Origin of the sequence: Streptomyces sp. BE303 (assembly GCF_036290945.1) — a bacterium.
In the GTDB taxonomy this organism is placed as follows: domain Bacteria; phylum Actinomycetota; class Actinomycetes; order Streptomycetales; family Streptomycetaceae; genus Kitasatospora.
Genome location: NZ_JAQYWZ010000751.1, coordinates 61,435 through 85,271 on the forward strand (window position 1 = coordinate 61,435; position 23,837 = coordinate 85,271).

The following is a 23,837-nucleotide window of genomic DNA, read 5'->3' on the forward strand; positions in this document are numbered from 1 at the left end:
GTATGGCCGACCACCTGGAGGGACGGCCCCTCCGGGGCTCCGCCGACCGGCGTGGGCACGCGCGCCTCGCGGCTGCCGGCTCCGGCGCACGCCCGGCGGAGGGCAGGGTTTCGGCGTCCGTGGACCACCCGGGAAGGGAGTTCGGATTCTGTCGAAATGCCGAACAGAATCATCCGTTCCGCATTTCAGTTCTATTTCGACAGTATTTCTAGGATTCGGAAAATTCGTTTCTGCATGTCCTGGCTGCCTCGGACGGGAGCGGTCCGCCGGAACCCGTCCGGCCCCAGAGGCACCTCCGGCCCATCGGGCACCGATGAGCACGCCGGCCGTCGGGGTCGAGGCCGCACGAGCCACCCGCGTCGGTTCGCAGGTGTGCGACCGCCTGACGGCGCGGCGGGCCCGTGTGCGGCGGTCCGCGGCGGGCAGACGAGCGAGGCGCATCCACCCGCGCCGGCAGCACGCGGTGGCGGGGCGCCCGGGCCGTCCGCGCGGTGTGCGCGGGACGGGACTTGAGGAGAGCAGCCGTACGAGGAAGGAGGGACCATGCCGGCCTTGACCCACCGACACCGCGGCGACCGGGGCCCGTTCGGGTTGCGTCGCCGCCACCCGGCGCCCGGCGCCCGACGGGCGCCCCGCCACGGATCCGATCGGCACGTCCCGCAGCCCGGGCACGGGGTGCTGCGGCACGCCGGCCGGTTGCTGCTCGGCGACGAACTGTTCGACCGGGCGGCGGCCCTCACCTACTACGGGGTGCTGGCGCTCTTCCCCGGTCTGCTGCTGCTGACCGGCCTGCTCGGCCTCGCCGGGCCCTCGCCCGGAGGGCAGGTGATGGACGGCCTGCGCCGGCTGGCGCCCGGCCCGGCCGGCGACGTCCTGCGGGACGGCGTCGGGCAGGTGCAGCAGAATTCCGGTGCGGGCGGGGCGTTCGCGGTACTGGGGGCGGTCGGGGCCCTCTGGTCGGCCTCCGGCTACGTCGGCGCGTTCATCCGCTCGGCCAACGCCGTCCACGGGGTCCGCGAGCGCCGCCCGCTGTGGCGGCTGGCACCGGTACGGCTGGCGCTGACCGCGGTGCTGGTGGTGCTGCTGGCGGCGGGGGTGACGATCGTGGTCCTCACCGGACCGATCGCCGAGCAGGCCGGCCGGGCGCTCGGGGTCGGGGACTTCGGCCTCACCGTCTGGTCGTTCGCCAAGTGGCCGGGGCTGGTGCTGCTGGTCACCCTGACGGTCGCGGTGCTCTACCGGGCGGCCCCCGACCTCCCCTCCCGCGAACCGCGCCTGATCTCCCCGGGCAGCGCGCTGGCGGTCGCGCTCTGGCTGGCCGCCTCGGGCGGCTTCGCGCTCTTCGCCGCGTACGTCGACACGTTCGGGCGGATGTACGGGGCCCTGGCCGGGGTGATGGTGTTCCTGGTCTGGCTCTGGCTCACCAACCTGGCGGTCCTGCTGGGCCTGGAACTCGACGCCGGGCTCGCCCGCCGGCGGACGGCCGCGGCGTCCGGGCCCGCCGTGTCCAGGGCAGCCGTGTCCAAGGCCGCCGTGGCCGGGCCCGCCGCCGGGCGGGACGCGGTCTAACTCCGCCCCGGCCGCTCCCGCTCCTGATCCCGGTTCCGGTTCCGGTCCTGATCGCCGCCCGCCGGCTCGGACGGGTTCGGCCGCTGCGTGGGCACCTCGGCGTGGCCGCGGGCCGGGACCGCATCGGGAGGGAACGGGGCCGTCTCGTCCGGGAAGGACCCGGCCACCGCCTCGGTCCGGGCGACGGTGACCCGCGGAAGCGCGTAGGGGTGCCGGTCGCGCAAGAACGCGACCAGGTGCTCGCGGACCGCGCAGCGCAGCTCGAAGGCCCGGTCGGCGTCGGCCGCGGTCATCAGGGCCCGGACCACGATGGTGCTGGGGGTGGTGTCGACCACCTGGAGCGCCCGGCCGGTGCCGTCCCACCGCTCGTCGCCCGCCAGCAGCTTCTCGAACTCGGCGCGCAGCTCCTCGACCGGCGTGCGGTGGTCGAGGTGCAGCAGGACGGTGCCGGTGATCCCCGGGTCCCGCCGGGACCAGTTCTCGAACGGCTTGCCGGCGAAGTACGAGACCGGCATCACGATCCGCCGCTGGTCCCAGGTGGCGATCACCACGGCGGTGAGGGTGATCTCCTCGACCGTGCCCCACTCGCCGGCCACCACCACGACGTCGCCGATCCGCACCATGTCGCCGAAGGCCAGCTGGATCCCGGCGAACAGGTTGGCCAGCGAGGACTGCGCCGCGACGCCCGCCACGAGGCCGAGCAGACCCGCCGAGGCGAGCAGGCTGGCGCCGACCGCGCGCACCGCCGGAAACGTCATCAGGGCGGCGGCCAGGGTGAGCACCGCGATCGCCACGTCCGAGATCCGGCCGACCAGGTCGACCTGGGTCCTGACCCGGCGCACCCGCCCGGGGTCCCGCCGTCCGGCGGCGTACGTGGTCAGCGCGGACTCGATGAACAGCGACACCGTCCGCGCGGTCAGCCAGCCCGCACTGACCAGCACCGCCAGCAGGAGCGCGTGCCGGACCGGCGGCCGGATGCCCGGGCCGAGTCCGGCGGCCGGCTCGCAGCCGAGCAGCAACGCCGCCGTGGCCGTCGCCAGCACGGGTATCCGGCAGCGCCGCAGCACGTGCCACCGGCGGGCGCCGGGCCGGGCGGCGGACAACCGGCCGACGGCCAGCTGCAGCACCCGGTCCACGGCGAAGACGGCGGCCGGCACTGCGGCCGCCACCAGCAGCGGGCGAAGGACGGTCCAGATCGGCATGTGGGTCTCTCCTCCGGTCGTGATCGGGGTCCGGATACGCGTCGAGGCCCCGGGGGGAGAGCCGGGGCCTCGACGCCGGGCGCCGCGGACGGGGCGGCGCTGTCCGTCGCCTTCCCGCTGAGGGTTGTTCAAACATCCGCACGGCACCTGACCGGCCGGGCACCCCGGAGAGGCCCCTTCCGGGCGCGCCCCCGGGGCGGGCTGACACGATGACCGCATGGATGACGTGGACCTGGGCGGATTCGTCGTGCGCCGTGCGCGGGAGTCGGAGGCGGATGCCCTGGCGGGGATCGACACGGTCGCGGCCGGAGGCGACGACGGGCGGCGGGAGAGCATCCGGAGGTGGTGCCGGGAGGGCCTCGCGGTGGTGGCGCAGGGGCCGTCCGGCCTGCTGGGCTACTGCGTGGTCGAGTACACGTTCTTCGGGCACGGCTTCGTCCCGATGCTGATGGTGTCCTCCGCCGCGCGCGGCGGAGGCGTCGGCCGTGGACTGCTCGACGCCGCGGCGCACGCGTGCGCGACCCCGAAGCTGTTCACCTCGACGAACGTCTCCAACCAGCCGATGCAGCGGCTGCTCCGACGGGCCGGGTGGAGCCCGGTCGGCCTTCTGCACGGCCTCGACGACGGCGACCCCGAGCTGTTCTACCTCCTGCCGGTGGCCGGAACGAACTCTGTACCCGTGACCTGACCTGACCCGGCGCCGGCCGACGCGCGGCAGGGGCCCTCCACCCGACCCGAACGGTGACTCGGAGTGTCCGGCCGGTCGCCGGGCGGCGGGAGCGGAGGCATGTCTGCGGACCGGAGCGAGGGCGAGCGGTGAGTTCTTCCTGCCCGTGAGCGACGTGATCGTCACCTGACGACGTGGCGGACACGGGTCCGGCCCCGGCGGAGCTTCGCCGGGGCCAGGTCTCTCCGTGTCTCCAGGGCTACCGTGTCGCAGGCTCGGTGACGGATGCCGCGCAGAAGTGGGACCCGCTGCGCCCGGGCGCCGATGGGTCGGCGGCCGGCTCTGACGAGAAGATCTTCAGCGTCGACCCCCCTAAATGACGGTCGCTCACCAGCCGGAGCCGAAGAATTTTCGGTCTCGGTGCCGGCTTCCCTGCCGGTTTCCGTGCCCCGGGTCAGCCCGGCAGGTGCGGCAGGTGCGGCAGACGGGGCAGCAGGGCCTCGGGCCGGATCGGCAGTTCGCGGACGCGGACGCCGCACGCGTGGCGGACGGCGTTGACGACGGCGGCGGCCGTGCCGACGATGCCGAGCTCGCCGATGCCCTTGGCCCCCATCGGGTTCAGGTGTTCGTCGTGCTCGTCCAGCCAGAACGCCTCGACGACGGGGACGTCGGCGTTGACGGCGACGTGGTAGGAGGCCAGGTCCCGTTCGGCGTGGTCACCGAACCCCGGGTCCAGGGTGCTGTGTTCGAGCAGGGCCATCGACGCGCCCATGATCATCGCGCCGGTGAACTGGGAGCGGGCGGTGCGGGTGTTCAGGATCCGGCCGGCGGCGAAGACGCCGAGCAGCCGGCGCAGCCGCACCTCGCCGGTGTCGGCGTCCACCTCGACCTCGGCGAACTGGGCGCCGAAGGCGTGCCGGGCGAAGGTACTGCCCGCCGCGACCGCGTCGGTGGTGTCGGCACGATGGCGGAGCCCCTCGGAGGGGAGGGGCGTACCGCCCCGGTCGGTGAGCGCGCGGCGCAGCCCGGTGCAGGCGTCGTGGACGGCCCACCCCCAGGAGGCGGTGCCGGCCGAGCCGCCCGCGAGCGGCGCAGGCGGCAGGTCGCTGCGGCCGATCTCCACGGCCACCCGGTCCGGGGGGACGGCCAGGGTCTCGGCGGCGACGGCGGCGAGCACGGTGCGGGCACCCGTGCCGATGTCGGTGGCGTTGACGCGCACGAGGAAGGTGCCGTCCGGGCGGGCGAGGACCTCGGCGGTGGAGGGCGCGATCAGCACCGGGTAGGTGGCGGCCGCGACCCCGCTGCCCAGCAGCCGGCGCCCCTCGCGGCGCGGGCCGTCCGCGTGTCGGCGGGACCAGTCGAAGCGGCGGGCGCCCTCGCGCAGGCACTCCACCAGGTGGCGGCTGCTGAAGGGGCGGTCGCTGTCCGGCTCGACGGCCGGTTCGTTGCGGATCCGCAGCTCGACCGGGTCCAGCCCGCAGGTCTCGGCCAGCTCGTCCATCGCGCACTCCAGCGCGAACATGCCCGGGGCCTCGCCGGGCGCCCGCATCCAGGACGGGGTGGGTACGTCCTGGCGCACCACCCGGTGGACGGTCCGGCTGTTCGGGGAGTGGTACATCACCCGGGCCGGGACGGCGGCCTGCTCGACGAACTCCCGCACGGTCGAGGAGCGGGTCGTCACCTCGTGGGCCAGCGCGGTGATCCTGCCGTCGTCGTCGGCGCCCAGCCGGACCCGGTGGACGGTGGGCGCGCGGTATCCGGTGAGGGCGGGCAGTTGGTCCCGGGGCAGCGCGAGCCGTACCGGGCGGTCGACCCGGCGGGCGGCCATCGTCGCCAGCACGGCGTGCGGCCGGGTGGTGCCCTTCGAGCCGAAGCCGCCGCCGACGTGTTCGCTGATCACCAGGACGTCGGTGACGGCCAGGCCGAACAGCGTGGCGAGGGTCGTCCGGACCTGGTTGGTGCCCTGGCTGGAGTCGTGCACGGTCAGGCGTTCGCCGTCCCACTGCGCGGTGGCGGTGTGCGGCTCCATCGGGTGGTTGTGCAGCGGACCGATCCGGTAGGTGCGGTCGATCCGGACGGCCGCCTGACCGTGGGCGGTGTCGAAGTCGCCGCGCTCGCGGACGGCCGGGTGGCCGCCGTTGGCCTGGGCCGGGGTGTAGAGGCCCTGGTGGTGGTCGGTCAGGACGACGTCGAACGGCTCCGGCCGGTAGACGCACTCGACGGCGGCGGCGCCGGCCCGGGCGTCCTCTGGGGTCTCGGCGACGACCAGGGCGACGATCTGGCCGCGGTGGGCGATCCGCGGGGACTGCAGGACGGCGAGCGTCGGATCGCCGTCGTCGGGGAGAGCGAGCGCGGGCGCGTCGTGGTGGGTGAGTACCGCGAGCACGCCGGGGACGGCGAGTGCGGCCTCGGTCCGTACGGCGGCGAGGTCGCCGCGGGCGATCGTGGCGGGCACCGGCCAGGCGTGGGCGAGGCCGTCCGGATGGTGGTCGCCGGCGTAGCGGGCGGTGCCGGTGACCTTGGCCCAGCCTTCGAGGCGGGCGAGGTCCGCCCGGTCGGTGATCATCTGTCCTCCTGGACTTCGTCGGTCGGCGCGCTCGGGGCGGACGTTGCGGCCTGCACCGCCAGCGCGGTCAGTTCGGTGACGGCCAGCCGGTGGGCCAGCGGCACCTTGAACGCGTTGTCGCGCAGCGGGCGGGCGGTGGTCAGCTCGGCGTCCATGGCGCGGGCGAACGCCTCCTCGGTGGCCGGGCCCCCGGCGAGCGCGGCCTCGGCGGTGAGGGCCCGCCAGGGCTTGGGCGCCAGTCCGCCGAAGGCCAGCCGGACGCCGGCGACCCGGTCGTGGCGCACCGTCAGCAGGACGGCCAGGGAGACGGTCGCGAACGCGAAGGAGGCGCGTTCGCGGACCTTGCGGTAGCCGCCCGTCGCGCCGGCCGGCGGCGCGGGCAGCTCGACGGCGGTGATCAGCTCCGCCGGTGCGAGCTCGGTGTCGCGGTCGGGCGTGTCGCCGGGCAGCCGGTGGAACGCGGTGAGCGGGAGCGCGCGGTCGCCGCCCGGTCCGGTGAGGTGCACCACGGCGTCCAGCGCGACCAGGGCGACCGCGAGGTCGGAGGGGTGGGAGGCCACGCAGTGCGCGGAGGTGCCGAGCACGGCGAGATCGCGGTGGACGCCGTCGAGCGCGGGGCAACCCGAGCCGGGAAGACGCTTGTTGCAGGGTTTGGTGACGTCCTGGAAGTAGAGGCAGCGGGTGCGTTGGAGGAGGTTGCCGCCGGTGGTGGCCGCGTTGCGCAGCTGGCCGCTCGCCCCCGCCAGGACGGCCCCGGAGAGGAGCGGGTAGCGGTCGCGGACCAGGGGGTGCGCGGCGAGGTCGCTGTTGCGGACGGTGGCGCCGATCCGCAGGCCGCCGTCCGCCGTCTCCTCGATCCGGTCGAGCGGCAGGCGGGCGATGTCCACCAGCAGGGCGGGCCGTTCCACACCGAGCTTCATCAGGTCGACCAGGTTGGTTCCGCCGGCCAGTGCCCGGGCCTGCGGGTGGGCGGCCAGCAGGGCGACGGCCGACGCCACGTCGGCCGGGCGGTGGTATCCGAGCGGCCTCATCCGGCGACCCGCGATCCCGCGCCGGCCCCGGCCGGCCGCCCGCCGGCGCCCTGCCCGCCGGCCGCTCCCGCGGCGGCGTCCCGCAGCACCCGGCAGACGGCCCGCACGATGCCGGGGTAGGCGCCGCAACGGCAGAGGTTGCCGCTGAGCAGCTCGCGGACGGCCGCTTCGTCGAGCCGCTCCGCCGCGGCGGCCGTCTCGTCGAGCAGGCCCGCGGCCGAGCAGAGCTGGCCCGGTGTGCAGAAGCCGCACTGGAACGCGTCCTCCTCGACGAACGCGCGTTGCAGCGGGTGCGGCCCGTCCGGCCCGGCGAGCCCCTCCACGGTCCGGACGGCCGCGCCGTCCTGGGCGACGGCGAGCAGCAGACAGCTGTTGAACCGGCGCCCGTCCAGCAGCACCGTGCAGGCCCCGCACTGGCCGTGGTCGCACCCCTTCTTCGCGCCGGTCAGACCGAGCCGGTCCCGCAGCGTGTCCAGCAGGGTGCTCCGGTGGTCCACCGTGAGCGTGTGCGGGTGGCCGTTGACGGTCAGCGTGATCGTGCTCGCGGTCGGCACGGTTTCGGTGGGATCCATGAGGCCAGGCATTCCACCGGGGTCGCGTCCGGACACGCCGCCGCCGCGCAGACCACCGAAACGCCGCACCGTGCCGCGTCGAGGGGGGAGCGGTGCCGCAGGCGGGCGCGCCTCTCGCCGTGCTCGCTCACCGGACGGCGTCCTGCGGGGAACCCGTTCCGTGATCGACCTCTCGGTAGGCTGGTCGGATGACCGATGGACTTCCTCCCGGTGGCGTCGGGATCACCGAGGCCGAGGCCGGGGCCAGATGGGCGAACGCCTGGACGCCCGCCGAGGTCGCGGCCCGGCTCGCAGGCGTCTCGGCTCCCTGGTGCGTTGCCGGGGGATGGGCCGTCGACCTGTTCAGGGGCGAGCGGACCCGGCGGCACGACGACCTGGAGATCGCGGTCCCGGCCGCGCGGTTCCCCGAGATCCGGGCCCGGTTCGACGCGTTCGCCTTCGACGTCGTCGCGTCCGGCCGTCTCTGGGAGCTCACGCCGGAGGTGGCGGGACTGTCCCACCAGACCTGGCTGCGCGACCCGGCGACCGGGGACTTCCTGGTGGACGTCTTCCGCGAGCCGCACGACGGACCGACCTGGATCTGCCGGCGCGACCCCTCGATCCGCCTGCCGTACACCGCCGTCGTCCGCCGGACGGTGGACGGCATCCCGTACCTCGCGCCGGAACTGGCGCTGCTGTTCAAGGCCAAGGCCGCCCGCCCCAAGGACCGGCACGACTTCGCCGGCGCGCTCCCCCTGATGGACGGGGCCCAGCGGCAGACCCTGGCCGCGCTCCTCACCCGGGTGCATCCGGGACACGGCTGGCTGGCGGACCTCCCGCCGGTCGACGGCCCCGCGCGCTGAAGACCCCGCACACGGACGGCCCCGCACTCCGACGGCTCCGGTTCGCCGTGCAGCGTCACCGGCGCCCCCGGGTGCGGCGGGCGTAGTCGACGGTGACGGCGGCGAGGAGCGGGCCCCAGGCCACCAGGGGGAGGTAGCAGAGGGTCATCACCAGAGCGGCGAGGCCCTGCGGGGCGTCGGGGCTGCCCATGTTGTCGGGGCTGTTCCAGCAGAGGACACCGAGGACGCCCGCGGCCGTCAGGACCAGTGCGCCCAGGGCGGCCGGGACGGCCGCGGCGAGGGGGCGGACCGCGCGCCCGCCGATCAGGGGCATCCAGCGGGGGACCACCCGCCCCCAGGGGCGGACCAGGCCGAGGGTGAGGAAGGCCAGGACCTCGGCGAGCGTACTCAGGGTCAGCATGTAGACGGTGCCCCAGCCGGGGACGTTCTGGTGGAGGAAGGCGAGCGCCTCACCGGAGAAGCCCATCGTCGCGCCGAAGGCGAAGGCGATCCGCCAGAGCCCGGACGGCACGGTGGTCCAGACGGCCGCCTTGGCGGCGAGTTCGGCCCAGCGTGGGGCTGGGGCGACGGCGGGGGCTTCGGCCGGGACGCCGGCCGGATGGAACGAGGACCGGACGGCGCCGTGGCCGGACGGCCGGGCCTGCCGGGCCGGAGTCCGGGTGGACCGGGCGGACTCGGCGGACCCGGCGGACCGGAAGGACTGCGTGGTGTCGATCATGGGACTGGCTCCTCTTCCCGGCGGCCCGGTCGGCCGCTGCGATGCCTCAAGACTGCTGGTCGGGCGGGGTGGCGCGGCAGATGCCGATCGGGCTGTTCCGGGAGGTCCGGCCCGGGCCCGTATGTGCCGATCGGCAGGGGTGGCCGGGCCCGAAGATCCGTAAGGTGGGGGCATGGGGGTGGAAGAATGATCGGACGAACGCTGGCGGCTCTCGCCGTACCGGGCGTGGCGGTGCTCGCTCTGACGGTGCGACGACGGCACGGGCCGGCGACTCCGGCGGGTGCGGCGAGTGCGGCGGTGACCGCGGCGGTCGCTGCCGCGGTGTCGCTGGCGGTCACCGCCGCGACCGCGCTCCTCGGTCGGTGGGAGGAGGCGGACCGGATACCCGCGCTGGCGGCGCTGGCCGAACTGGCCGCGCTGATCCTGCTGGTGGTCCTCGCGCTGCGCCACTCCCGGCGCCGGCCCGGATCGGTGTCGGTCGCGGCCGTCGGCCTGGCGGTGGCACTCTGGCCGTCCCGGTTCGAGGGGGCCGACGCGGCGGCCGACCCGCTGACCCTCACCGGGTTCGGCGCGGTCCTCGTCGTCCCGGCGGCGCTCGCCGGGCTGTACCTGCGCGGCCTGGACGACACCCGGCGCCGTTCGGTGGAGACCGCCCGCCGGGCCCAGCGGATCGAACTCGCGCACGACCTGCACGACTTCGTGGCGCACGACGTCAGCGGCATGGTCGCGCTGGCCCAGGCCGGCACGGTCCTGGCGGCCGCCGACCCGGTCGGCGCGGCGGCGCTCTTCGAGCGGATCGAGAAGGCCGGGCAACAGGCGCTCGGTGCCCTGGACCGGACGGTCGACCTGTTGCGGACACCGCGGGATCAGCCGGGAGCCGAGCGCGCACCGCAGCCCGGTCTGGAGGAACTCGCCTCCCTGGTCGACCGGTTCGCGTCCTCCGGCCGTACCTCCGTGCAGCTGGAGGCCCCGGAGGAGGACACCGGGGTACCGCGCGAGGTGGCGGCGACGGCGTACCGGGTCGTCGTCGAGGCGCTGACGAACGTCCGGCGCCACGCGCCCGCCGCGCGTGCGGTCGTGGTGCGGGTCCTCCGGGTCGGGGGCGGTCTGGAGGTCACGGTGGCCGACGACGGCACCGGCGGCGCGGCCAATCCGGGCCCGCGCCGGGGCGGCGGCAGCGGGCTGGCCGGACTGGCGGCCAGGGTGGAGGCGCTGGGCGGAACGCTCACCGCCGGTCGGGGTGACGGCGGTTGGCTGGTCACCGCACGTATGCCCTTGGAGGGCCGATGACCATCAGGGTTCTGCTCGCCGACGACGACGAGGCGATCCGCAGCGCGTACGCGATCATCCTCGGAGCACAGCCGGACATCGAGGTGGTCGGCGGCGCGGCCGACGGTGTGGAGGCCCTCGAACTGGCCCGGCGGCTGTGCCCGGACGTGGTGCTCGCGGACATCCGGATGCCCCGGCTGGACGGCCTGGAGCTGACCAGGCAGCTGGGCGGGGAGTTCCGGGTGGTCGTGGTGACCACCTTCGACCTGGACGAGTACGTGCACGCCGCGCTGCGGGCCGGGGCGACGGGCTTCCTGCTGAAGCGGTCGGGCCCGGCCCTGCTGGCGGAGGCGGTCCGGGCGGCGGTCGCCGGGGACACGTTGATCAGCCCGCAGATCACCGTCCGGCTGCTGAAGCAGCTCTCGCAGCCGGAGCTCCTTCCGGCGCAGCGCCCCCGGGCGGGCGGTGCGGGGGCGGCGTCAACGGGGGGTGCGGAGGCGCTGACCGCCCGCGAGAGCGAGATCGCCGTGCTCGTGGCGGACGGGGCCACCAACGCGGAGATCGGTGCGGCGCTGTTCATCACGTCCGGCACGGTCAAGAACCACCTCGCCTCGATCCAGCGCAAGATCGGGGCCCGCAACCGGGTGGGGATCGCCGCCTGGGCGTGGGAGCACGCCCGTACGGTCGGCGGCTGAGGGCGGGCCCGGCACCGTGGCCACGACCGGTTGCTAGCCTGCACGGATGGGACTGGACATCACCGTGGTCATGGCCGACTGGGAGCGGCTGGCCCGGATACCGGCGGGGGAGCGCCTGGTCGTGGTGACCGACGCCGTGCACCCGTACTTCTGCTGCGAGTCGTGCGAGGACGCCGACTTCCTGCTCCGTGCGCCGGGTGAGGTGCCGGCGCTCGTCCGTGACTGGCGGACGGCGGAGCCGCGGCTGGAGGAGCTCCGCGAACCGTTCGACGCCCAGGCCCAGGCCCGGACCGAGGACGAAGCCGATGGCCGGGCGATCCGGTCCGGCCGCTTCGACGAGGCCGTCGCGCTCCTGCGCGAGTGGGGCGAGGTGGTCACGGGGGCCGGGGAGCGGGGCTGGGGCCTGATCGGACTCCCGTACTGATCACGGCCCACCGCATCAGCCCCACCCGGACTGGACCGGCCCGGCCCGGAGCGGGCACAGGGTGCCCGCTCCGGGGCGGCTTCAGGCCGAGGCCGCGGCGACGCAGAACTCGTTGCCCTCGGGGTCGGCCATCACCACGTGATGCCCGTCGAACTCCGCCAGGACGGACCCACCCGCCGTCACCAGCCGATCGGACTCCGCCTTGATCCGGGCCCACCGCTCCTCGGGGCTGCCGTGTCCCGGCACCCGGACGTCGATGTGGAGCCGGTTCTTCGCCGTCTTCGGCTCGGGGACCTTGAGGATCGTGAGGCGGGGGCCGACGCCGTCGGGATCGCAGAGCCACGCCCCGTCGTCGACGGATTCGTCCTCCGGCAGGTCGAACTGCGCGAGCCACTCCTCGCGGGTCGCGAAGGGGGCGGGTGGCGGCTCGTCGACGTAGCCCAGCGCCGTCTTCCAGAAATCGGCGAGGAGTTGTGCGTTCGCGCAATCCAGGGTCAGATCGATGGTGGCTGACATGGCAGGAGCGTACTGCGGACCTCCGACAGCCGCCGGTCGTCCGCCGGCACGCGTGAGCGCCAGGACGGGCCGACGCCCCTCGCGGCCGCCGGACGGGGCGGCCGCGAGGGGCGCGACGGGTGTGACGGGCGTGACGGGCGTGGGGCCTACAGGTACACGCCGGAGACCTCGAAGGTCTGCACGGTACGGGCGTTGAAGGTGGACCAGAACCGGTTGCCGTGGAGGTAGGTGTCCTCGTAGTACCGGTAGCGCTCGCCACCGGGGTTCGTTCCGGTGGCCCACCGGCCGATCAGGGCGTTGTCCTGGCCGGGCGTGCTGAACCTGGACAGGTCGAAGTCGATCGTCTGCCCGTCTCCCCCGTAGTTCACGGCGACGATGACCAGCTTGTGGTTGACGCCGTCGTAGGCCGCGACGGCGTCGGGGTGGCCCGCGTCGATGATCGTCATACCGGGGCGGATGTGCCGTATGTACTGGGCGAGGACGTAGAACTTGGGGTTGACCGCGCCGATCACGCCGTTGGTGAGGCTGATCGCGCCGTAGTTGTTCCAGTCGAGGATCTGCCAGATGACCCAGGCCGTGGGGTGCAGCCAGCGCAGGTCGTAGTTGAGGTTCCGGGCGAGGAGCATGCCGCTGGTGTCCCCGTCGCCGTACTCGGACATCCAGATGTCCTTGTTGTCCGCCGCCACGGCCTGGTGGAGTGCGTAGCGGTCGCCGTTGTCCTCGTAACCGTGGACGTTGACCCGGCCCACGGCCGCGCGGGTGGCGGCGTCGAAGTCGGAGTTGTTGGTCCAGTTGTACACGGCGCTTCCGACGCCCCAGTCGTCGAGACCCGCCACCATCATCCAGTGCAGGCCCCGCACGTCCAGCTGGGCGCGGGTCTGCCGGACGATCTCGGCGATCTGGGGGCGGTCGTAGTGGCAACCCTCCTGCCCCTCGATCGACTCCGTCGACGCCTCCCACTTGGCCAGCGGTTCGTTGACGGGTTGAACGGAGGTGAAGTCGATGCCCCAGTGGTCGTGGGCGTACCGCGCCACCGTTGCCAGGTACGCCGCGTGACGGCCGAAGTTGCCGTCCTGCAGGTTGCAGGTGTGGCCGCTGACCGCTCCGCGCGGATCGTCGTTCTTCAGCATCCACCACATGGGCGAGTTGGTGAAGAGTTCGAACTTGTCTGCGCCCCGGTCCCGGGCCAGCCACATCATGTCGCGCTGGTTCGCGTCCGCGTTCCAGTTCCAGCTCGCCGACTGCGGGTCGTCCGAGAACCAGTCGAGCTGGTAGCCCTCGATCTTCTTGAAACCGTCCAGCGCCGGGACGGGCTTCATCGTCCTGCCGCCGATGCTGTTCGTCCCCGAGGCGCCGGCGTTGTAGCGGACCACGTTCATGCCCAGGCCGGGCACCGTCTCACCGTGGAACTGGACGGTCTTCCGGCTGAACAGCACGTCGGCCAGGTCCTCCTGCGGGCCCAGCTGGTTGGCCCACCAGGCCAACGACGTGCCCCAGCCCTCCCAGGTGCCCCAGGTGTGCGACGGATTGACCGTGGTGGTGAAGTCGGCCCTGGCGGGCCCCGCAGCGGCAACCACCGCCATCGCCCCGACCGGCACACCCACCAGTCCGCGCAGGACAGTACGACGTTCCATCAGCCCCCCAAACAGGTCCCCCGCGCCGGAATCCCGACGCACGCGAACGGCACAGTACCGTACCGACACGACGACGAGGTCGGTCGGACGATCACCGCTTCCGGCCACCTCGTCCGCCGGTCTGCCGGGAGTTCCCGGAGCCCGTCGAGGCCCGGTTCCCGTCGAGGCCCGGTTCCCGTCGGCGGGAGCGGACCTGAGGCCGCGCCGGGAACGAACGCTGCTCCTCCGGCCGGCCCCGCGCGCAGCCGGTCGGCGTCGCGCCGGGCATCGACCGGCCGGGGAGGGCCGGCCGTTCTCGTCGACGCCTGCTCCGGGTGAGCCCCGAACGCGCGGACGTCCGGGTGCCGGGCGGTCCCGTCCGTGCCTCCGGGTCAGCTGAACGGGCCCTGTTCGGTGAAGCGTTGCAGGGCGCGCGCGAAGATCCCGGCCTCGGCGGGGGGCCAGGTGGCGAGGGTGGCTTCGATACTGTCGGCCAGACGGCGGCGCATTTCGGCGACGGTGCGCTCGCCGTCCGGGGTGAGGGCGAGCAGGGTGGCGCGCTGGTCGTGGGGGTCGGGCTGGCGGCGGAGCAGGCCCGCCGCCTCCAGGCGGGTGGCGCGGCGGCTGACGCCGGAGCGGTCGAGGCCGATCTCGACGGCCAGGTCGGCGGCGCTGCGCGGGCCGGTGCGGCCGAGGCCGCTGAGGACGGGGTAGGTGACCTCGTCCACCGCTTCGCCGAGGTGCTCGGTGAGGCGGTGGTAGAGGGTGGTGCGGGTGCCGCGTCGCAGGAGGGTGGCGAGGGCGTCCGCGACGGCGTCACCGAGACCGGCGACGGCTGCGGCGTCGGGGGTGTCGGAGGTGTCGTCGGGGGTGGTGGCAGGCCTGGGGGAGGGGGTGTCCTTCACGCCCCCTATCCTAGCGTGCGCGGCGCACGCGTTCTGGGGTACAGTCCTTCCGTAAGCGTGCGGCACGCACGCACTCCTGGTCCGTGGAAGGAACCGCCATGTCCGTCACCGCCTCGCACACCACCATCACCGCCGCCCTGACCGACCTGCTCCTGACCCCCGGCCTCGACCTCGACACCGCCGTCGACCGCCACTTCACCCCCGACTACCGCCAGCGCACCGACGGCAGTTGGGCCGACCGGGCCGCCTTCGTCGACCACATCCGCCACCTGCGCGGGGTCGTCGCCTCGGGCACCCTGGAGGTCCACGAGGAGTTCCACGCCGGCAACCTCACCGCCGACCGCCACACCGTGGACGTCGTCAAGACCGACGGCACCCGGGTCCGTATGGAGGTCTACCTCTTCGGCGAGTACGGCCCGTGCGGGCGCTTCCGGCGCATCGAGGAGACCACCCTCCTCCTCGACGGGCCCGAGGCCGAGCGGGACCTCGGCTCCGCGCGCTGAACCCCGCGCACCCGTCGCGGAGGCTAGGGCCGCTCGCGCACGGACGGCAACCGGTCGCACCACCGTCGCCCCGGTTCCCCGGCCCGGCCGCCACGCTGCGTGGCCGCCGGGTGACCGAGCTGCGCGGCTCCCGTTCCGGCGGGATGGTGAGAGGGAGAGGGCGCTCGCACTCCGGTCGCGCGCCCGTACCGCAACCTCCCGGGATGCTGACATGGATCCGACCATCACCTCGGCGGACCTGGCCGCCGCCATCGACCCGGAAACGTTCGGGAACCACCTCGCGAGCATCAAGCCCGCGCACGACCACATGGGCCACCACGGCCACGCGTCCTCCGTCCGCGAGGTGGAGTTCGAAGGCCACAAGATCAAGATCGTCACCTCGTACGAGATCACCGTGGACGGCCGGCCGCTCGCGGTCGGGCTCAACGTGCACGACGACGGCTCGCTGTCCTGCCACGGCCTGCCGGCCTACCAGTTCACCTCGGCGGTGGAGACGGTCCGGACGCTGATCCGCAAGTACCCCAGGCACTTCCCGAAGGACCCGTGACATGTCCGTCGTCCGAAGGAACATCCTCACCGACGCCGCCGCGCGGGACGACTACATCGAGGGCGTCCTCGCACTCAAACAGGAGGAGAGCGGCTTCACCACCCAGCAACTCGGCGTCCCGGGGCCGGCCGCCCCCGTGCACACCTACGACCAGTTCGTGATCTGGCACTGCTGGACGATGATGACCCCGATCCCACCGGGCGGGAACCCCGACGACCGCAACGCCGCCCACGCCGGGCCGATCTTCCTCCCGTGGCACCGGGTGATGCTCGGCCTGCTGGAGGCGAAGATCCAGAAGATCCTGGACAAGCCGGGCTTCGCGCTGCCCTACTGGGACTGGGCCGCCGACGGCGACCTCGGCTCGCCCACCGACGCGACCGTCTTCACCGAGCACTACCTGGGAGGGGACGGCGACCCCGTCAGCACCGGGAGGTTCGCGTTCGACCCGGCCGATCCGGCGACCTTCGCCGTCCGCATCGAGAGCGACCCCGGCGGGATGCCCGTCCAGGCCGACCCGCCCCGCGGCCTGAGCCGGTTCCTCGCCGTGGACTGGCCCGCCCTGCCGACCGGCACCGAGGTCAAGAGCACGCTCGCCTACGCGCCGCCGAGCGGCAGCGGGCCGGCGGCCCGCTACGACACCCTCGATTTCAACGTGTCCTCGCGGGGCTTCCGCAACCTGCTCGAAGGCTGGATCCCGAGCGATCCCGTCCGTCCGGTCCACATGCACAACCAGGTCCACGTGTGGATCAGCGGGGACATGGCGTTCGGTACGTCCCCCAACGACCCCGCGTTCTACCTGCACCACTGCAACGTGGACCGGATCTGGGAGGGCTGGATGAAGCGGTACGGCCGGATCTACTCCCCGGACATGAGCTTCCCGGCGAACCGGTTCCAGGGCGAGCGGATCGACGACCGGATCGTCTCGCCGCTCGGGGCGCACGCGACGCCGGGATCCGTGCTCGACTTCTCCGCCGTCTGCACCTATGACGTCCTGCCCTGACCGGTGACGGCCCCGCGGCCCCGGTCCGTCCGTGGCATCGGGGCCGGTTCGCCCGCGGGTCGGCGGGTTGCCGCCGCTCGGCGGAGGGACAGGATGGACAGTGGTGCCGTCAGCGGATTCCTCGTCCGGCGGTCGTGTGCGGGCCGGCCGGGCGGGGCGGTGTGGAGGTGTGGCGATGAGCAGGGTGGAGGAGTCGATCGACGTGGACGTGCCGGTCCGCGTCGTCTACGAGCAGTGGGCGTCGTTCGAGGACTTCCCGCAGTTCATGGAGGGTGTGGAGGAGGTCAGGCAGCTGGACGACCGCCGTGCCTACTGGCGGGTGAGAATCGCCGGACTGCTCCGGGAGTTCGAGACCGAGATCGTCGAGCGGGCGCCGGACGAGCGGGTCGCCTGGCGTACCACCGGCGACACCGTGAAGCACTCCGGCACGGTCGACTTCGAGTCGCTCGACACGAGCCGGACGCGGGTGAGGATGGTCATGGTCTTCCAGCCCAACGGGCTGGCCGAGAAGGCCGCCGACAAGCTGGGTGTGCTCGACCGGCAGGTGCGGGGAGACCTGCGTCGCTTCAAGGAGTTCATAGAGGATCACGGCGTCGAGGGTGGCCCCCGGCCGGCGCCGGACAGCGCCTGACGCCGGACAGCGCCTGACGTCGGACCGCTGCGGGCCGGCCATGCGCGGTGCTGTCACGCGCGGGGCGGCGAGCGCGGTCAGAACCAGTGCAGGCAGTGCGGGGAGCGTTCGGCGCGGAAGAGGGCGTCGGCACGGGCAGCCGCGTCCGGGCGGTGGGCCCGGACGTGTCCGGCCCGCACGAGCGTACTCGGGGCGGTGCCGCCGAGGTAGACCGAGCCCAGGTCGCGCACGTCCAGGGACAGGTCGGGCTCTCCGTCCGTCGGGACGCAGACGGCCCTGCCGTCCCGGGCGGTCAGCAGGTAGCGGCCGTGCTCGCCGAGGAACGGGTCGTGGACGTCGAGGACGAGCTCGCCGTCCGCGAACCAGCCGCGCGCGGCCAGCGCACGCGGGACGTCCAGCAGCCGCACCCAGAGCCAGTCGGTGTCGCCGCTCACCTGGCCGGCGCGGAAGTCGGCGAGCTGCCAGCGCAGCGGGTGCTCGGGAGGGAAGTGCTTGAACACGACCTGGGTGACGAGGTCGTGCCCGAGCACGAACCGGGCCAGGGCCGTGTAGGCGGCGTCATCGGTGGCGACGGTCTCGTCGACCGTCAAGGTGTCGGGCTCGCCGAGCGCGTAGCTGGCGTACCCGTCCGCGACGCCGTCGGCGTTCCGGTGGACGGCGACGTGGCGCGGCGCCGCCGAGACCGGGGGCTGGCCCGCGCGCAGGGCCCACCAGCGGTGCGGCCGGGACAGTGCGCCGGGCTGGGCGCGGCGGTACCGGTCGTACACCTCCTCCAGGATCCCGCCGCACTCGGCGCGCCGCAGGAGCTCGACCGTGCCGGTGTCCGAGGCGGTACCCGAGGTGGTACCCGAGGTGTTCGCCGACGCGTCGGCCCGCCCGTGCGCCCGGGGGAGCGCGAGGGCGGCCCGGTGGCGCGGCACCGTCAGCCGCTGCGTGTAGGTGGCCGGCCCGTAGCCGAACCGGCCGTAGATCGGGGCCTCGGAGGCCAGCAGGACCGAGAGGAACTCCCCGCCTGCCCGCAACCCGGCGAGCTGATGCCGCATCATCGCGCCGAGCACGCCCTGGCGCCGGTGCGAGGGCAGGACGCCGACCGCGGTCACACCGGCGACCGGGACGAGGTGCGAACCGGGCAGGGTGAGTTCGAAGGCGTGCGTGGCGGCCGTGCCGACGGGCCGCCCGTCCTCCGCCAGGGCGAGCAGGCAGCGGTCCATGTCGATCGCCGACCACCAGAGCCCGCCGCCCTCGACCGGGGTCTCGGGGAAGCGTCCGAACGAGGCATGGACCGTGTCGACGAAGACGTCAAGGTCCTCGTCGCTCGTGGAACGAATCTCCATCGCCGCCGCCGCCTCCCCGGGATGCCGGGCACCACGAGCCGTGGTGCCCGGCCACAGTGCAGCGCCTATCCACCGCCGGGGCAAGCGAATTACGGCCTGCCCCCGGGGCTGGTCATATCATCATCTAGCGTCCAACGGAGGGAGCCCGAGCGGTCAGCTAGACCTTCAGCTCCGCGCACGCGGCTTGTCGCGCTCTTTCGGAGCCGGACCACCAAGTGAACATCCGGGTACCGGAGTCGAGATCCTCCCACCACCGGCGGGCGCTCTCGGTGAGGTGGTGACGGGCAGTCCCGTCAGTCCATCGAGCAAGCTGGGGGGTGACCGAGGAGCTCGGGGCGGGTTCGTCCATCGTGGTGGACGGCGCCGGGCGGCGGTACGGGGAAGTCTCGTCGCCGGGCCCGGGTTCGGTTCCGGAGGCGCGGCCCGGGCGTGGGGCGAACACGTCGAGTGCGTCCAGGTCCGGCTGTCCCCCGTGGTCGCGGGCAGGGTCCTGGGCGCTTGCCCGGCCGATCTGGCCGGTTTCCTGGTCTCCCTGGACGAGGTGTGGGGCCGCGAGGCGTCACGGATTCGCGAGCAACTGGGCGAGATCCCGTCGTGGGAAGACCGCTTCGCGTGCACGGACGCGTTGCTCGCCCGCCGACTCGAAGGACGGTCGCCGGTGGACCCGGCGGTGGTGTGGGCCTGGGACCGGATCGTCGCCGGCCGGGGCCTCGTCCGGGTCGACCACCTGGCGGCCGAATACGACCAGTCCCACCTCCATCGGGACGTCATGGCGTTCACCGGCACGACCCCGGCCGCCGTGCTGGGCGAGCCGTTCCTGACGGTGGGCGACCGCGCCTGGCCGGCCGTGCAGCGCCCGTGTGGGGAGCGTGACGGATCCCCCGGGCCCGGCCGGTGCCCCGACGGGACGCGGGGGTCACTTCTCCGGTGCCGTGCAGGCGTCGGGGCGGCTGCCCGGCGGGAGGAGTCCACGTTCGGCCTCGGACAGTTCGCGGGCGGCGAGGTCGCACGCGCGTCGGCGCCAGGACTCCGGGTCCAGCGGCAGCACCTCCACGGACGAGCCCTCGGACCAGGCGAGCCGGCTGCCGTCCGCCGACCAGTCGCCCGTCGCCCCGTAGCCGGGGGAGAAGTGGTACAGCTCCGTGCCCTTGCCCACGTCCCAGAAGGTGAAGGAGTTGGCCGTGGCCACGGTGCTCAGCCGGGACGGGGTGGGGAAGCCGTTGAGCCACTGAACGCCTTGGTAGGCCAGTGTCCGCCACGTGTGCTTGTCCATGTCGCGGATCCTGAGGACCTCGTCGGTGGTGACCACGGCCAGCAGCCGGCCCGTCTGGTCGAAGGTCATCTGCCGGGGCGTGCCCTTCTCGGAGTCGAAGCTCTCGACGACCTTGCCCTCCTTGAAGTCCCAGATCTGGATCTCGTCTCCCCCCGAGCGGACGGCCGCCTGGTGGTGACCGGCGCGGGCCACACCGAAGACGGTGGAGGCCGCGGCCGACAGGTCGACCGGCTCCTGGACCGACGGCCGGTACGGCTTCCCGGCCTGCGCGCCGGACCGGAGGTCCCAACGGGACACGTAGGAGACGGCCGAGACCACGGCGTGGTCGTCGCCGTCGAACCAGACGTTGACCCAGGCCGGGGTCCGGCCCGTGCGGGGATCGACGCCCGCCGGATCGATCCCCGGGGGAGCGGGCAGCACCAGGCGGCGCACCTCGGCGAGTTCGGTGCCGGGGCCGGTGCCGGGCGGCCTCAGGTCCCAGACGAGGACACCGAGGCCGTCGGTCGTGACGGTCAGCAGCCGCCTGCCGTCGGGGCTGAACATCGGGTAGCTGCGCGCGAGTGGGGCGGAGGGGTGCAGGGCCGCGAGCTGGCGGCGTGTCTTCAGGTCCCACAGGCGCAGGGTCCTGCCGTCCGCGTCGACACTGGCGACACGGTCGTGGTCCACGTCCACGGTGCGGATCAGGCTCGTGAGCATGGCACTGTCGAAGCCGGTGGGCGCGGGCACCCGGGCGACGACGACCGTGCCGCCCGCGCTGACCGCGACCTTCATCGCGTCGGGGGGACCGGCGAGGCTCACGGCCGGCAGCGCGGTCGAGCCCGCGACGAACTCGTCCTGCTGTGCGGGGGCGGGCAGATCGAGCGTGGCGGGCAGTCCCTCCTGGAGGTCCAGCACCAGGAACCGGTACCGGCCCAGGCCGGCCCCGAACCGTTGCGCGGGGTTGAGCAGGAAGCGTCCCGTCCGGTCGAGCCGGGGCACGTACAGCGGGCAGACCAGGCCCAGTTGGCTGGTGCTGTACTGCTTCTTCACCCTCGGCTGCCCGGTCAGGTCCCAGGCCTGGAGGACTCCGTTGGCGGTGCACCGCACGAGGGTGGAGCCGTCCGCGCTGACCGTGACCTGCCCGACTTCCTGGCTGCCCCAGGTCTCCTCGTCCCGGAGGCCGCCGGACAGCTGCCAGCGCACCAGCTTGCCGTTCGCGCCGGCGGCTGCGCCCTCCGGGACGATCCGGCCGATGACGGTGGCACCGTCCGGGCCGAACCAGGCGTGCGAGGCGTTCCAGCCGGCCGGGGGTACGAGGGTGTCGCCGACCCGCGATCCCGTGGCCGTCTCCCACACCGAGACCCCTTCACCGGGGACGGCTGCGAGCAGCCGCTGCCCCGGGGCGTCGAAGCGGATGTCCGAGGCCGCCCGCGCGTTGTCGCGGGCCTGCGCGGTGTCCCGCAGCTTCACCGTCCGCCAGCTGCCGTCGGTCTGACGGGTGCCCGCCGTGACGAGACCGTAGGGGGTGGAGGTCGCGACGGTGCGGCCGTCGGCCGAGGCCGTGACCAGCCGGACGACCCCCGTTCGGATCTGTGAGAGGTGCGGCGATCCGGTGGTGAGGTCCACCCCCAGGAGGTCGCCGGAGTGGAGGCCGACGGTGACGTGCTTGCCGTCCTCGCTGATGAACGTGTCCCGGACCTCGCCCTTGCCCTCCAGCACGATCTGCTCGACGTGCCGCATGCGGACGTACTGCTCGAACAGGGCCGTCTGTGCCTCGGGGGCCGGGTCCGTGCGGTACGCGGCGGCGCTCACCAGGGCCGAGGTGGTGAGCGACACGTCGTCGAGCCGGCCCGCGAGTTGCGCGAGCTGCGGGGAGGCGGCCCGCCGCAGGTCCTCGCCGAGCTTGTCGTTGGCCCCGTAGAACATCCAGCAGAAGGTGCCGGCGACGACCAGCAGGGCGCTCAGGAGGCAGATCACCGCCTTCCTGCGCCGCTTGGCCCAGCGGGCCTGGGAGGCCTCCTCGGTGCGCCGGGCCAGGCTTGCCTCGTAGAACTCCCTCTCGGGAATCGAGAGTTCGCTCATGCGGGCCCGGACCTGGGCGACGGCAGTGTCGAGCGGTGCGCCCGTCAGGAGCTGGTCCCGGGCCTGGTCCAGCTCGCGCCAGCGGTCGAGGTCGTGGCGGAAGCCGGCGCGCCAGGTGAGGAACTCCCGGTCCTGCGCCACCTGGTGGGCCAGGGTGGGCCAGGCGCCGATGAGCGCCTCGTGGGCCAGCTCGACGGTCTGGCCGCGCTCCGGATCCCCGCCGACGACCAGGATCCGCCGCTCCGCGAGCCGACTGGCGATCCGCCACCGCCCCTCCCCGGCCTCGGCCCGGCTCAGCACCCCGCGCAGCGGCGCCTCGCCTCCCGGCATCAGCCTGACCAGCGCCGTGAGCAGCCGCAGGGCCTCCTCCCGGTCGACCTCCGCGATGCCGTCCCGCCAGGCGGCCTCCGCGTGGCGGCCCAGGGCGCCGCGAACCCCGCCGATCTCCTCGTACGCGGTGAACCTCAGGCGGCCCAGGGCCCGTTCGTCCCACAGTCGCGCCAGGACGAAGCCCAGCAGGGGCAGGACACCGGGCCCGGTGCCGGCGTCGTCGAGCATCCGGGCGACCAGCCCGGGGTCGTACGAGAAGGCGGGGATGCGGGCCAGTGGCCGCAGGATCACCTCGGACATCTGGGCACGGGACATCGGCAGCAGCGGCCGGACGGCGGCCCGGTCCAGGGCCGGTCCCAGCACGGGGTGCGAGAGCGCCGCCTCCATGAAGTCGGCCCGGAGGGTGACGAGTACGCGCAGCCCCGGGGGGCGCGGCTCGGGGAAGAGGAGTCCCACGGTGAGGTCGTCCGCGCGCCGGGGGTCGGGCAGGACCGCCTCGGCCTGGTCGAGGACGACGAGAAGGCGTTGGGCGCGCTCGCCCAGCGCGAGCCGGGCGGTGACCGGCAGGCCGTGGCGGATCAGGGACTCCTCCAGGTACCGCGGCCCCGCCGGTCCGGCGCGCAGCTCCGGCCGGGCCAGCCGGGCGAGTTCCGCGGCGAGGGCGGTGCGTACGGGGATCCCGTCGGCGGCGCGCACCACGAGTACTTCGAAGCCCCGCGCACGCATCCGCGGCGCCACTCCGGCCAGGGCCAGGGAGGACTTCCCGCAGCCCGAGGGGCCGACGACGGCCACGCAGGTCCGCGGGCCGGAGTCGAGGAGGGCGGTCACGTCCGCCACCTCGCCGTCGCGGCCGAAGTACACCTCGGCGTCCGCCTCCTGATAGGTGCCCAGGCCCCGGAAGGGGGAGGCGGGGGTGAGGACGGCAGCGAGCGGCGGGACCTCCGCGATCAGGGTCTGCGTGGGGATCATGAAGCTCTGCCGGGCTCCGGATAGCTGGGCGGCCACGACCATCCCGACGACGGCCCCGGCCTGTTCGTCCCAGACGGGGCTGCCGCTGAAGCCCTTGTCCACGCTGACGCCCTGCTGGTCGGCGCCCGAGAGCTGCACCCACCCCTCGGCGGTCGCGCCGCGCAGCCGCCCGGCGTGCCACACGCCGCCGGGGGAGACGGCGGGGAATCCCGCCACCCGTACGGGGTGCTGCCACACGCTCGCAGGCGAGGCCATGGCCAGCGGGGTCGCGCCGGGGATCGGTGCCGCCAGTCGCAGGACGGCGATGTCCCCGGTGCCGTCGGCCCGCAACGGGACCCAGTACGTCACTCCCGCCCCGGCCCGGCCGGCAGCGCCGGACAGGGGCCGGTCCAGGGTCAGGGTGCCCTGCGGCTCCCGGACCTGCGTGCGCGGCAGGCCCAGGGCGTCGGCGACGACATGGGCACAGGTCACGGCCAGGTCCGGGGCCACGAGGAACCCGACGCCGCCGACCGTTCCGTCGGGGCCCGTGACGCGGACGATGGCGGAGCCCAGCGCGGCGTCCGCGTTCGCGGACCCGCTCGCGACGGTCATCCCGGCCCC

At 74.1% G+C, this 23,837-nt stretch carries 20 protein-coding genes and 1 pseudogene; 11 read left to right on the forward strand and 10 right to left on the reverse strand.

Annotation, left to right across the window (positions count from 1 at the left end; translation table 11 throughout):
• The first annotated feature begins 543 nt into the window (after positions 1 to 543).
• A complete protein-coding gene (locus PUR56_RS22410; RefSeq protein WP_329950223.1) occupies positions 544 to 1,569 on the forward strand; it encodes a YihY/virulence factor BrkB family protein in 1,026 nt (341 codons plus the stop codon).
• On the opposite strand, the gene PUR56_RS22415 is transcribed toward PUR56_RS22410, so the two are convergent.
• Complete coding sequence (locus tag PUR56_RS22415) at positions 1,566 to 2,771, reverse strand: mechanosensitive ion channel family protein (protein WP_329950224.1); 1,206 nt, start codon at positions 2,769 to 2,771, stop codon at positions 1,566 to 1,568. The two genes, PUR56_RS22410 and PUR56_RS22415, sit on opposite strands and share 4 nt — an antisense overlap.
• 217 nt (positions 2,772 to 2,988) lie before the next feature.
• Here PUR56_RS22415 and PUR56_RS22420 point away from each other — a divergent pair, with 217 nt between their 5' ends.
• Positions 2,989 to 3,459: a GNAT family N-acetyltransferase gene (locus tag PUR56_RS22420; protein WP_329950225.1), complete on the forward strand. Its 471-nt coding sequence runs from the start codon at positions 2,989 to 2,991 to the stop codon at positions 3,457 to 3,459.
• Positions 3,460 to 3,892: 433 nt separating this feature from the next.
• Here PUR56_RS22420 and PUR56_RS22425 read toward each other — a convergent pair whose 3' ends face one another.
• Genes PUR56_RS22425 through PUR56_RS22435 form a run of 3 tightly spaced genes read right to left on the reverse strand, consistent with a single transcriptional unit; the run spans position 3,893 to position 7,619 of the window.
• Complete coding sequence (locus PUR56_RS22425; RefSeq protein ID WP_329950226.1) at positions 3,893 to 6,004, reverse strand: xanthine dehydrogenase family protein molybdopterin-binding subunit; 2,112 nt, start codon at positions 6,002 to 6,004, stop codon at positions 3,893 to 3,895.
• On the reverse strand, positions 6,001 to 7,035 hold the full coding sequence (locus PUR56_RS22430; RefSeq protein WP_329950227.1) for an FAD binding domain-containing protein: 1,035 nt from the start codon (positions 7,033 to 7,035) through the stop codon (positions 6,001 to 6,003). The genes PUR56_RS22425 and PUR56_RS22430 overlap by 4 nt, the downstream gene beginning before the upstream one ends.
• Entirely contained in the window at positions 7,032 to 7,619 is a 588-nt protein-coding gene (locus PUR56_RS22435; protein ID WP_443034547.1) for a (2Fe-2S)-binding protein, read from the reverse strand. The genes PUR56_RS22430 and PUR56_RS22435 overlap by 4 nt, the downstream gene beginning before the upstream one ends.
• 176 nt (positions 7,620 to 7,795) lie before the next feature.
• Here PUR56_RS22435 and PUR56_RS22440 point away from each other — a divergent pair, with 176 nt between their 5' ends.
• Complete coding sequence (locus PUR56_RS22440) at positions 7,796 to 8,449, forward strand: nucleotidyltransferase domain-containing protein (RefSeq protein ID WP_329883785.1); 654 nt, start codon at positions 7,796 to 7,798, stop codon at positions 8,447 to 8,449.
• A 55-nt stretch (positions 8,450 to 8,504) separates the two neighbouring features.
• Here the strand turns inward: PUR56_RS22440 and PUR56_RS22445 are convergent, their stop codons facing one another.
• Positions 8,505 to 9,167: a hypothetical protein gene (locus PUR56_RS22445; protein ID WP_329950228.1), complete on the reverse strand. Its 663-nt coding sequence runs from the start codon at positions 9,165 to 9,167 to the stop codon at positions 8,505 to 8,507.
• A 186-nt stretch (positions 9,168 to 9,353) separates the two neighbouring features.
• Here PUR56_RS22445 and PUR56_RS22450 point away from each other — a divergent pair, with 186 nt between their 5' ends.
• The 3 genes from PUR56_RS22450 to PUR56_RS22460 are packed head-to-tail and all read left to right on the forward strand — an operon-like array spanning position 9,354 to position 11,555.
• A complete protein-coding gene (locus PUR56_RS22450) occupies positions 9,354 to 10,457 on the forward strand; it encodes a sensor histidine kinase (RefSeq protein WP_329950229.1) in 1,104 nt (367 codons plus the stop codon).
• The gene (locus PUR56_RS22455; protein WP_329950230.1) at positions 10,454 to 11,131 is read left to right on the forward strand and encodes a response regulator transcription factor; all 678 of its coding nucleotides are present in this window, start codon (positions 10,454 to 10,456) and stop codon (positions 11,129 to 11,131) included. The genes PUR56_RS22450 and PUR56_RS22455 overlap by 4 nt, the downstream gene beginning before the upstream one ends.
• A 46-nt stretch (positions 11,132 to 11,177) precedes the next feature.
• Positions 11,178 to 11,555 carry a hypothetical protein gene (locus tag PUR56_RS22460; RefSeq protein ID WP_329883789.1) on the forward strand — a complete coding sequence of 126 codons (378 nt, stop codon included), beginning with the start codon at positions 11,178 to 11,180 and terminating at the stop codon, positions 11,553 to 11,555.
• 81 nt (positions 11,556 to 11,636) lie between these two features.
• Here PUR56_RS22460 and PUR56_RS22465 read toward each other — a convergent pair whose 3' ends face one another.
• From PUR56_RS22465 to PUR56_RS22475, 3 genes are all read right to left on the reverse strand, one after another.
• Complete coding sequence (locus PUR56_RS22465; protein WP_329883790.1) at positions 11,637 to 12,071, reverse strand: VOC family protein; 435 nt, start codon at positions 12,069 to 12,071, stop codon at positions 11,637 to 11,639.
• A 146-nt stretch (positions 12,072 to 12,217) separates the two neighbouring features.
• Positions 12,218 to 13,705: a glycoside hydrolase gene (locus PUR56_RS22470; RefSeq protein WP_329950231.1), complete on the reverse strand. Its 1,488-nt coding sequence runs from the start codon at positions 13,703 to 13,705 to the stop codon at positions 12,218 to 12,220.
• 371 nt (positions 13,706 to 14,076) lie between these two features.
• Positions 14,077 to 14,472, reverse strand: a complete 396-nt coding sequence (locus tag PUR56_RS22475) for a MarR family winged helix-turn-helix transcriptional regulator (protein WP_329883821.1) — start codon at positions 14,470 to 14,472, stop codon at positions 14,077 to 14,079.
• A 215-nt stretch (positions 14,473 to 14,687) separates the two neighbouring features.
• On the opposite strand from PUR56_RS22475, the gene PUR56_RS22480 reads away from it, so the two are divergent.
• The 4 genes from PUR56_RS22480 (at position 14,688) to PUR56_RS22495 (ending at position 17,270) form a co-directional block, all read left to right on the forward strand.
• Positions 14,688 to 15,092 carry a nuclear transport factor 2 family protein gene (locus PUR56_RS22480; protein WP_329883792.1) on the forward strand — a complete coding sequence of 135 codons (405 nt, stop codon included), beginning with the start codon at positions 14,688 to 14,690 and terminating at the stop codon, positions 15,090 to 15,092.
• Positions 15,093 to 15,303: 211 nt separating this feature from the next.
• A complete protein-coding gene (locus PUR56_RS22485) occupies positions 15,304 to 15,639 on the forward strand; it encodes a hypothetical protein (RefSeq protein ID WP_329950232.1) in 336 nt (111 codons plus the stop codon).
• Between the two features lies 1 nt (position 15,640).
• The gene (locus PUR56_RS22490) at positions 15,641 to 16,639 is read left to right on the forward strand and encodes a tyrosinase family protein (RefSeq protein WP_329950233.1); all 999 of its coding nucleotides are present in this window, start codon (positions 15,641 to 15,643) and stop codon (positions 16,637 to 16,639) included.
• Positions 16,640 to 16,814: 175 nt separating this feature from the next.
• Positions 16,815 to 17,270 (forward strand): SRPBCC family protein, encoded by a 456-nt coding sequence (locus PUR56_RS22495; RefSeq protein ID WP_329950234.1) that lies wholly within the window; start codon positions 16,815 to 16,817, stop codon positions 17,268 to 17,270.
• Between the two features lie 77 nt (positions 17,271 to 17,347).
• On the opposite strand, the gene PUR56_RS22500 is transcribed toward PUR56_RS22495, so the two are convergent.
• Positions 17,348 to 18,604, reverse strand: a complete 1,257-nt coding sequence (locus tag PUR56_RS22500) for a GNAT family N-acetyltransferase (protein WP_329950235.1) — start codon at positions 18,602 to 18,604, stop codon at positions 17,348 to 17,350.
• A gap of 326 nt (positions 18,605 to 18,930) precedes the next feature.
• Here PUR56_RS22500 and PUR56_RS22505 point away from each other — a divergent pair.
• Positions 18,931 to 19,451: pseudogene (locus tag PUR56_RS22505) on the forward strand (AraC family transcriptional regulator); the annotation flags it as partial.
• A 69-nt stretch (positions 19,452 to 19,520) separates the two neighbouring features.
• On the opposite strand, the gene PUR56_RS22510 reads toward PUR56_RS22505, so the two are convergent.
• Positions 19,521 to 23,828, reverse strand: a complete 4,308-nt coding sequence (locus PUR56_RS22510; protein ID WP_329950236.1) for an nSTAND1 domain-containing NTPase — start codon at positions 23,826 to 23,828, stop codon at positions 19,521 to 19,523.
• Positions 23,829 to 23,837 lie beyond the last annotated feature (9 nt).

Excerpts from the sequence above, each read along its gene's own strand:
- PUR56_RS22510 (WP_329950236.1), bottom strand. The coding sequence starts at position 23,828 with ATGACCGTCGCGAGCGGGTCCGCGAACGCGGACGCCGCGCTGGGCTCC.
- PUR56_RS22415 (WP_329950224.1), bottom strand. The coding sequence starts at position 2,771 with ATGCCGATCTGGACCGTCCTTCGCCCGCTGCTGGTGGCGGCCGCAGTG.
- PUR56_RS22490 (WP_329950233.1), top strand. The coding sequence starts at position 15,641 with ATGTCCGTCGTCCGAAGGAACATCCTCACCGACGCCGCCGCGCGGGAC.
- PUR56_RS22430 (WP_329950227.1), bottom strand. The coding sequence starts at position 7,035 with ATGAGGCCGCTCGGATACCACCGCCCGGCCGACGTGGCGTCGGCCGTC.
- PUR56_RS22500 (WP_329950235.1), bottom strand. The coding sequence starts at position 18,604 with ATGGAGATTCGTTCCACGAGCGACGAGGACCTTGACGTCTTCGTCGAC.
- PUR56_RS22460 (WP_329883789.1), top strand. The coding sequence starts at position 11,178 with ATGGGACTGGACATCACCGTGGTCATGGCCGACTGGGAGCGGCTGGCC.
- PUR56_RS22420 (WP_329950225.1), top strand. The coding sequence starts at position 2,989 with ATGGATGACGTGGACCTGGGCGGATTCGTCGTGCGCCGTGCGCGGGAG.
- PUR56_RS22465 (WP_329883790.1), bottom strand. The coding sequence starts at position 12,071 with ATGTCAGCCACCATCGATCTGACCCTGGATTGCGCGAACGCACAACTC.
- PUR56_RS22435 (WP_443034547.1), bottom strand. The coding sequence starts at position 7,619 with ATGCCTGGCCTCATGGATCCCACCGAAACCGTGCCGACCGCGAGCACG.
- PUR56_RS22485 (WP_329950232.1), top strand. The coding sequence starts at position 15,304 with ATGGATCCGACCATCACCTCGGCGGACCTGGCCGCCGCCATCGACCCG.
- PUR56_RS22425 (WP_329950226.1), bottom strand. The coding sequence starts at position 6,004 with ATGATCACCGACCGGGCGGACCTCGCCCGCCTCGAAGGCTGGGCCAAG.
- PUR56_RS22450 (WP_329950229.1), top strand. The coding sequence starts at position 9,354 with ATGATCGGACGAACGCTGGCGGCTCTCGCCGTACCGGGCGTGGCGGTG.
- PUR56_RS22440 (WP_329883785.1), top strand. The coding sequence starts at position 7,796 with ATGACCGATGGACTTCCTCCCGGTGGCGTCGGGATCACCGAGGCCGAG.
- PUR56_RS22410 (WP_329950223.1), top strand. The coding sequence starts at position 544 with ATGCCGGCCTTGACCCACCGACACCGCGGCGACCGGGGCCCGTTCGGG.
- PUR56_RS22470 (WP_329950231.1), bottom strand. The coding sequence starts at position 13,705 with ATGGAACGTCGTACTGTCCTGCGCGGACTGGTGGGTGTGCCGGTCGGG.
- PUR56_RS22480 (WP_329883792.1), top strand. The coding sequence starts at position 14,688 with ATGTCCGTCACCGCCTCGCACACCACCATCACCGCCGCCCTGACCGAC.
- PUR56_RS22495 (WP_329950234.1), top strand. The coding sequence starts at position 16,815 with ATGAGCAGGGTGGAGGAGTCGATCGACGTGGACGTGCCGGTCCGCGTC.
- PUR56_RS22445 (WP_329950228.1), bottom strand. The coding sequence starts at position 9,167 with ATGATCGACACCACGCAGTCCTTCCGGTCCGCCGGGTCCGCCGAGTCC.
- PUR56_RS22455 (WP_329950230.1), top strand. The coding sequence starts at position 10,454 with ATGACCATCAGGGTTCTGCTCGCCGACGACGACGAGGCGATCCGCAGC.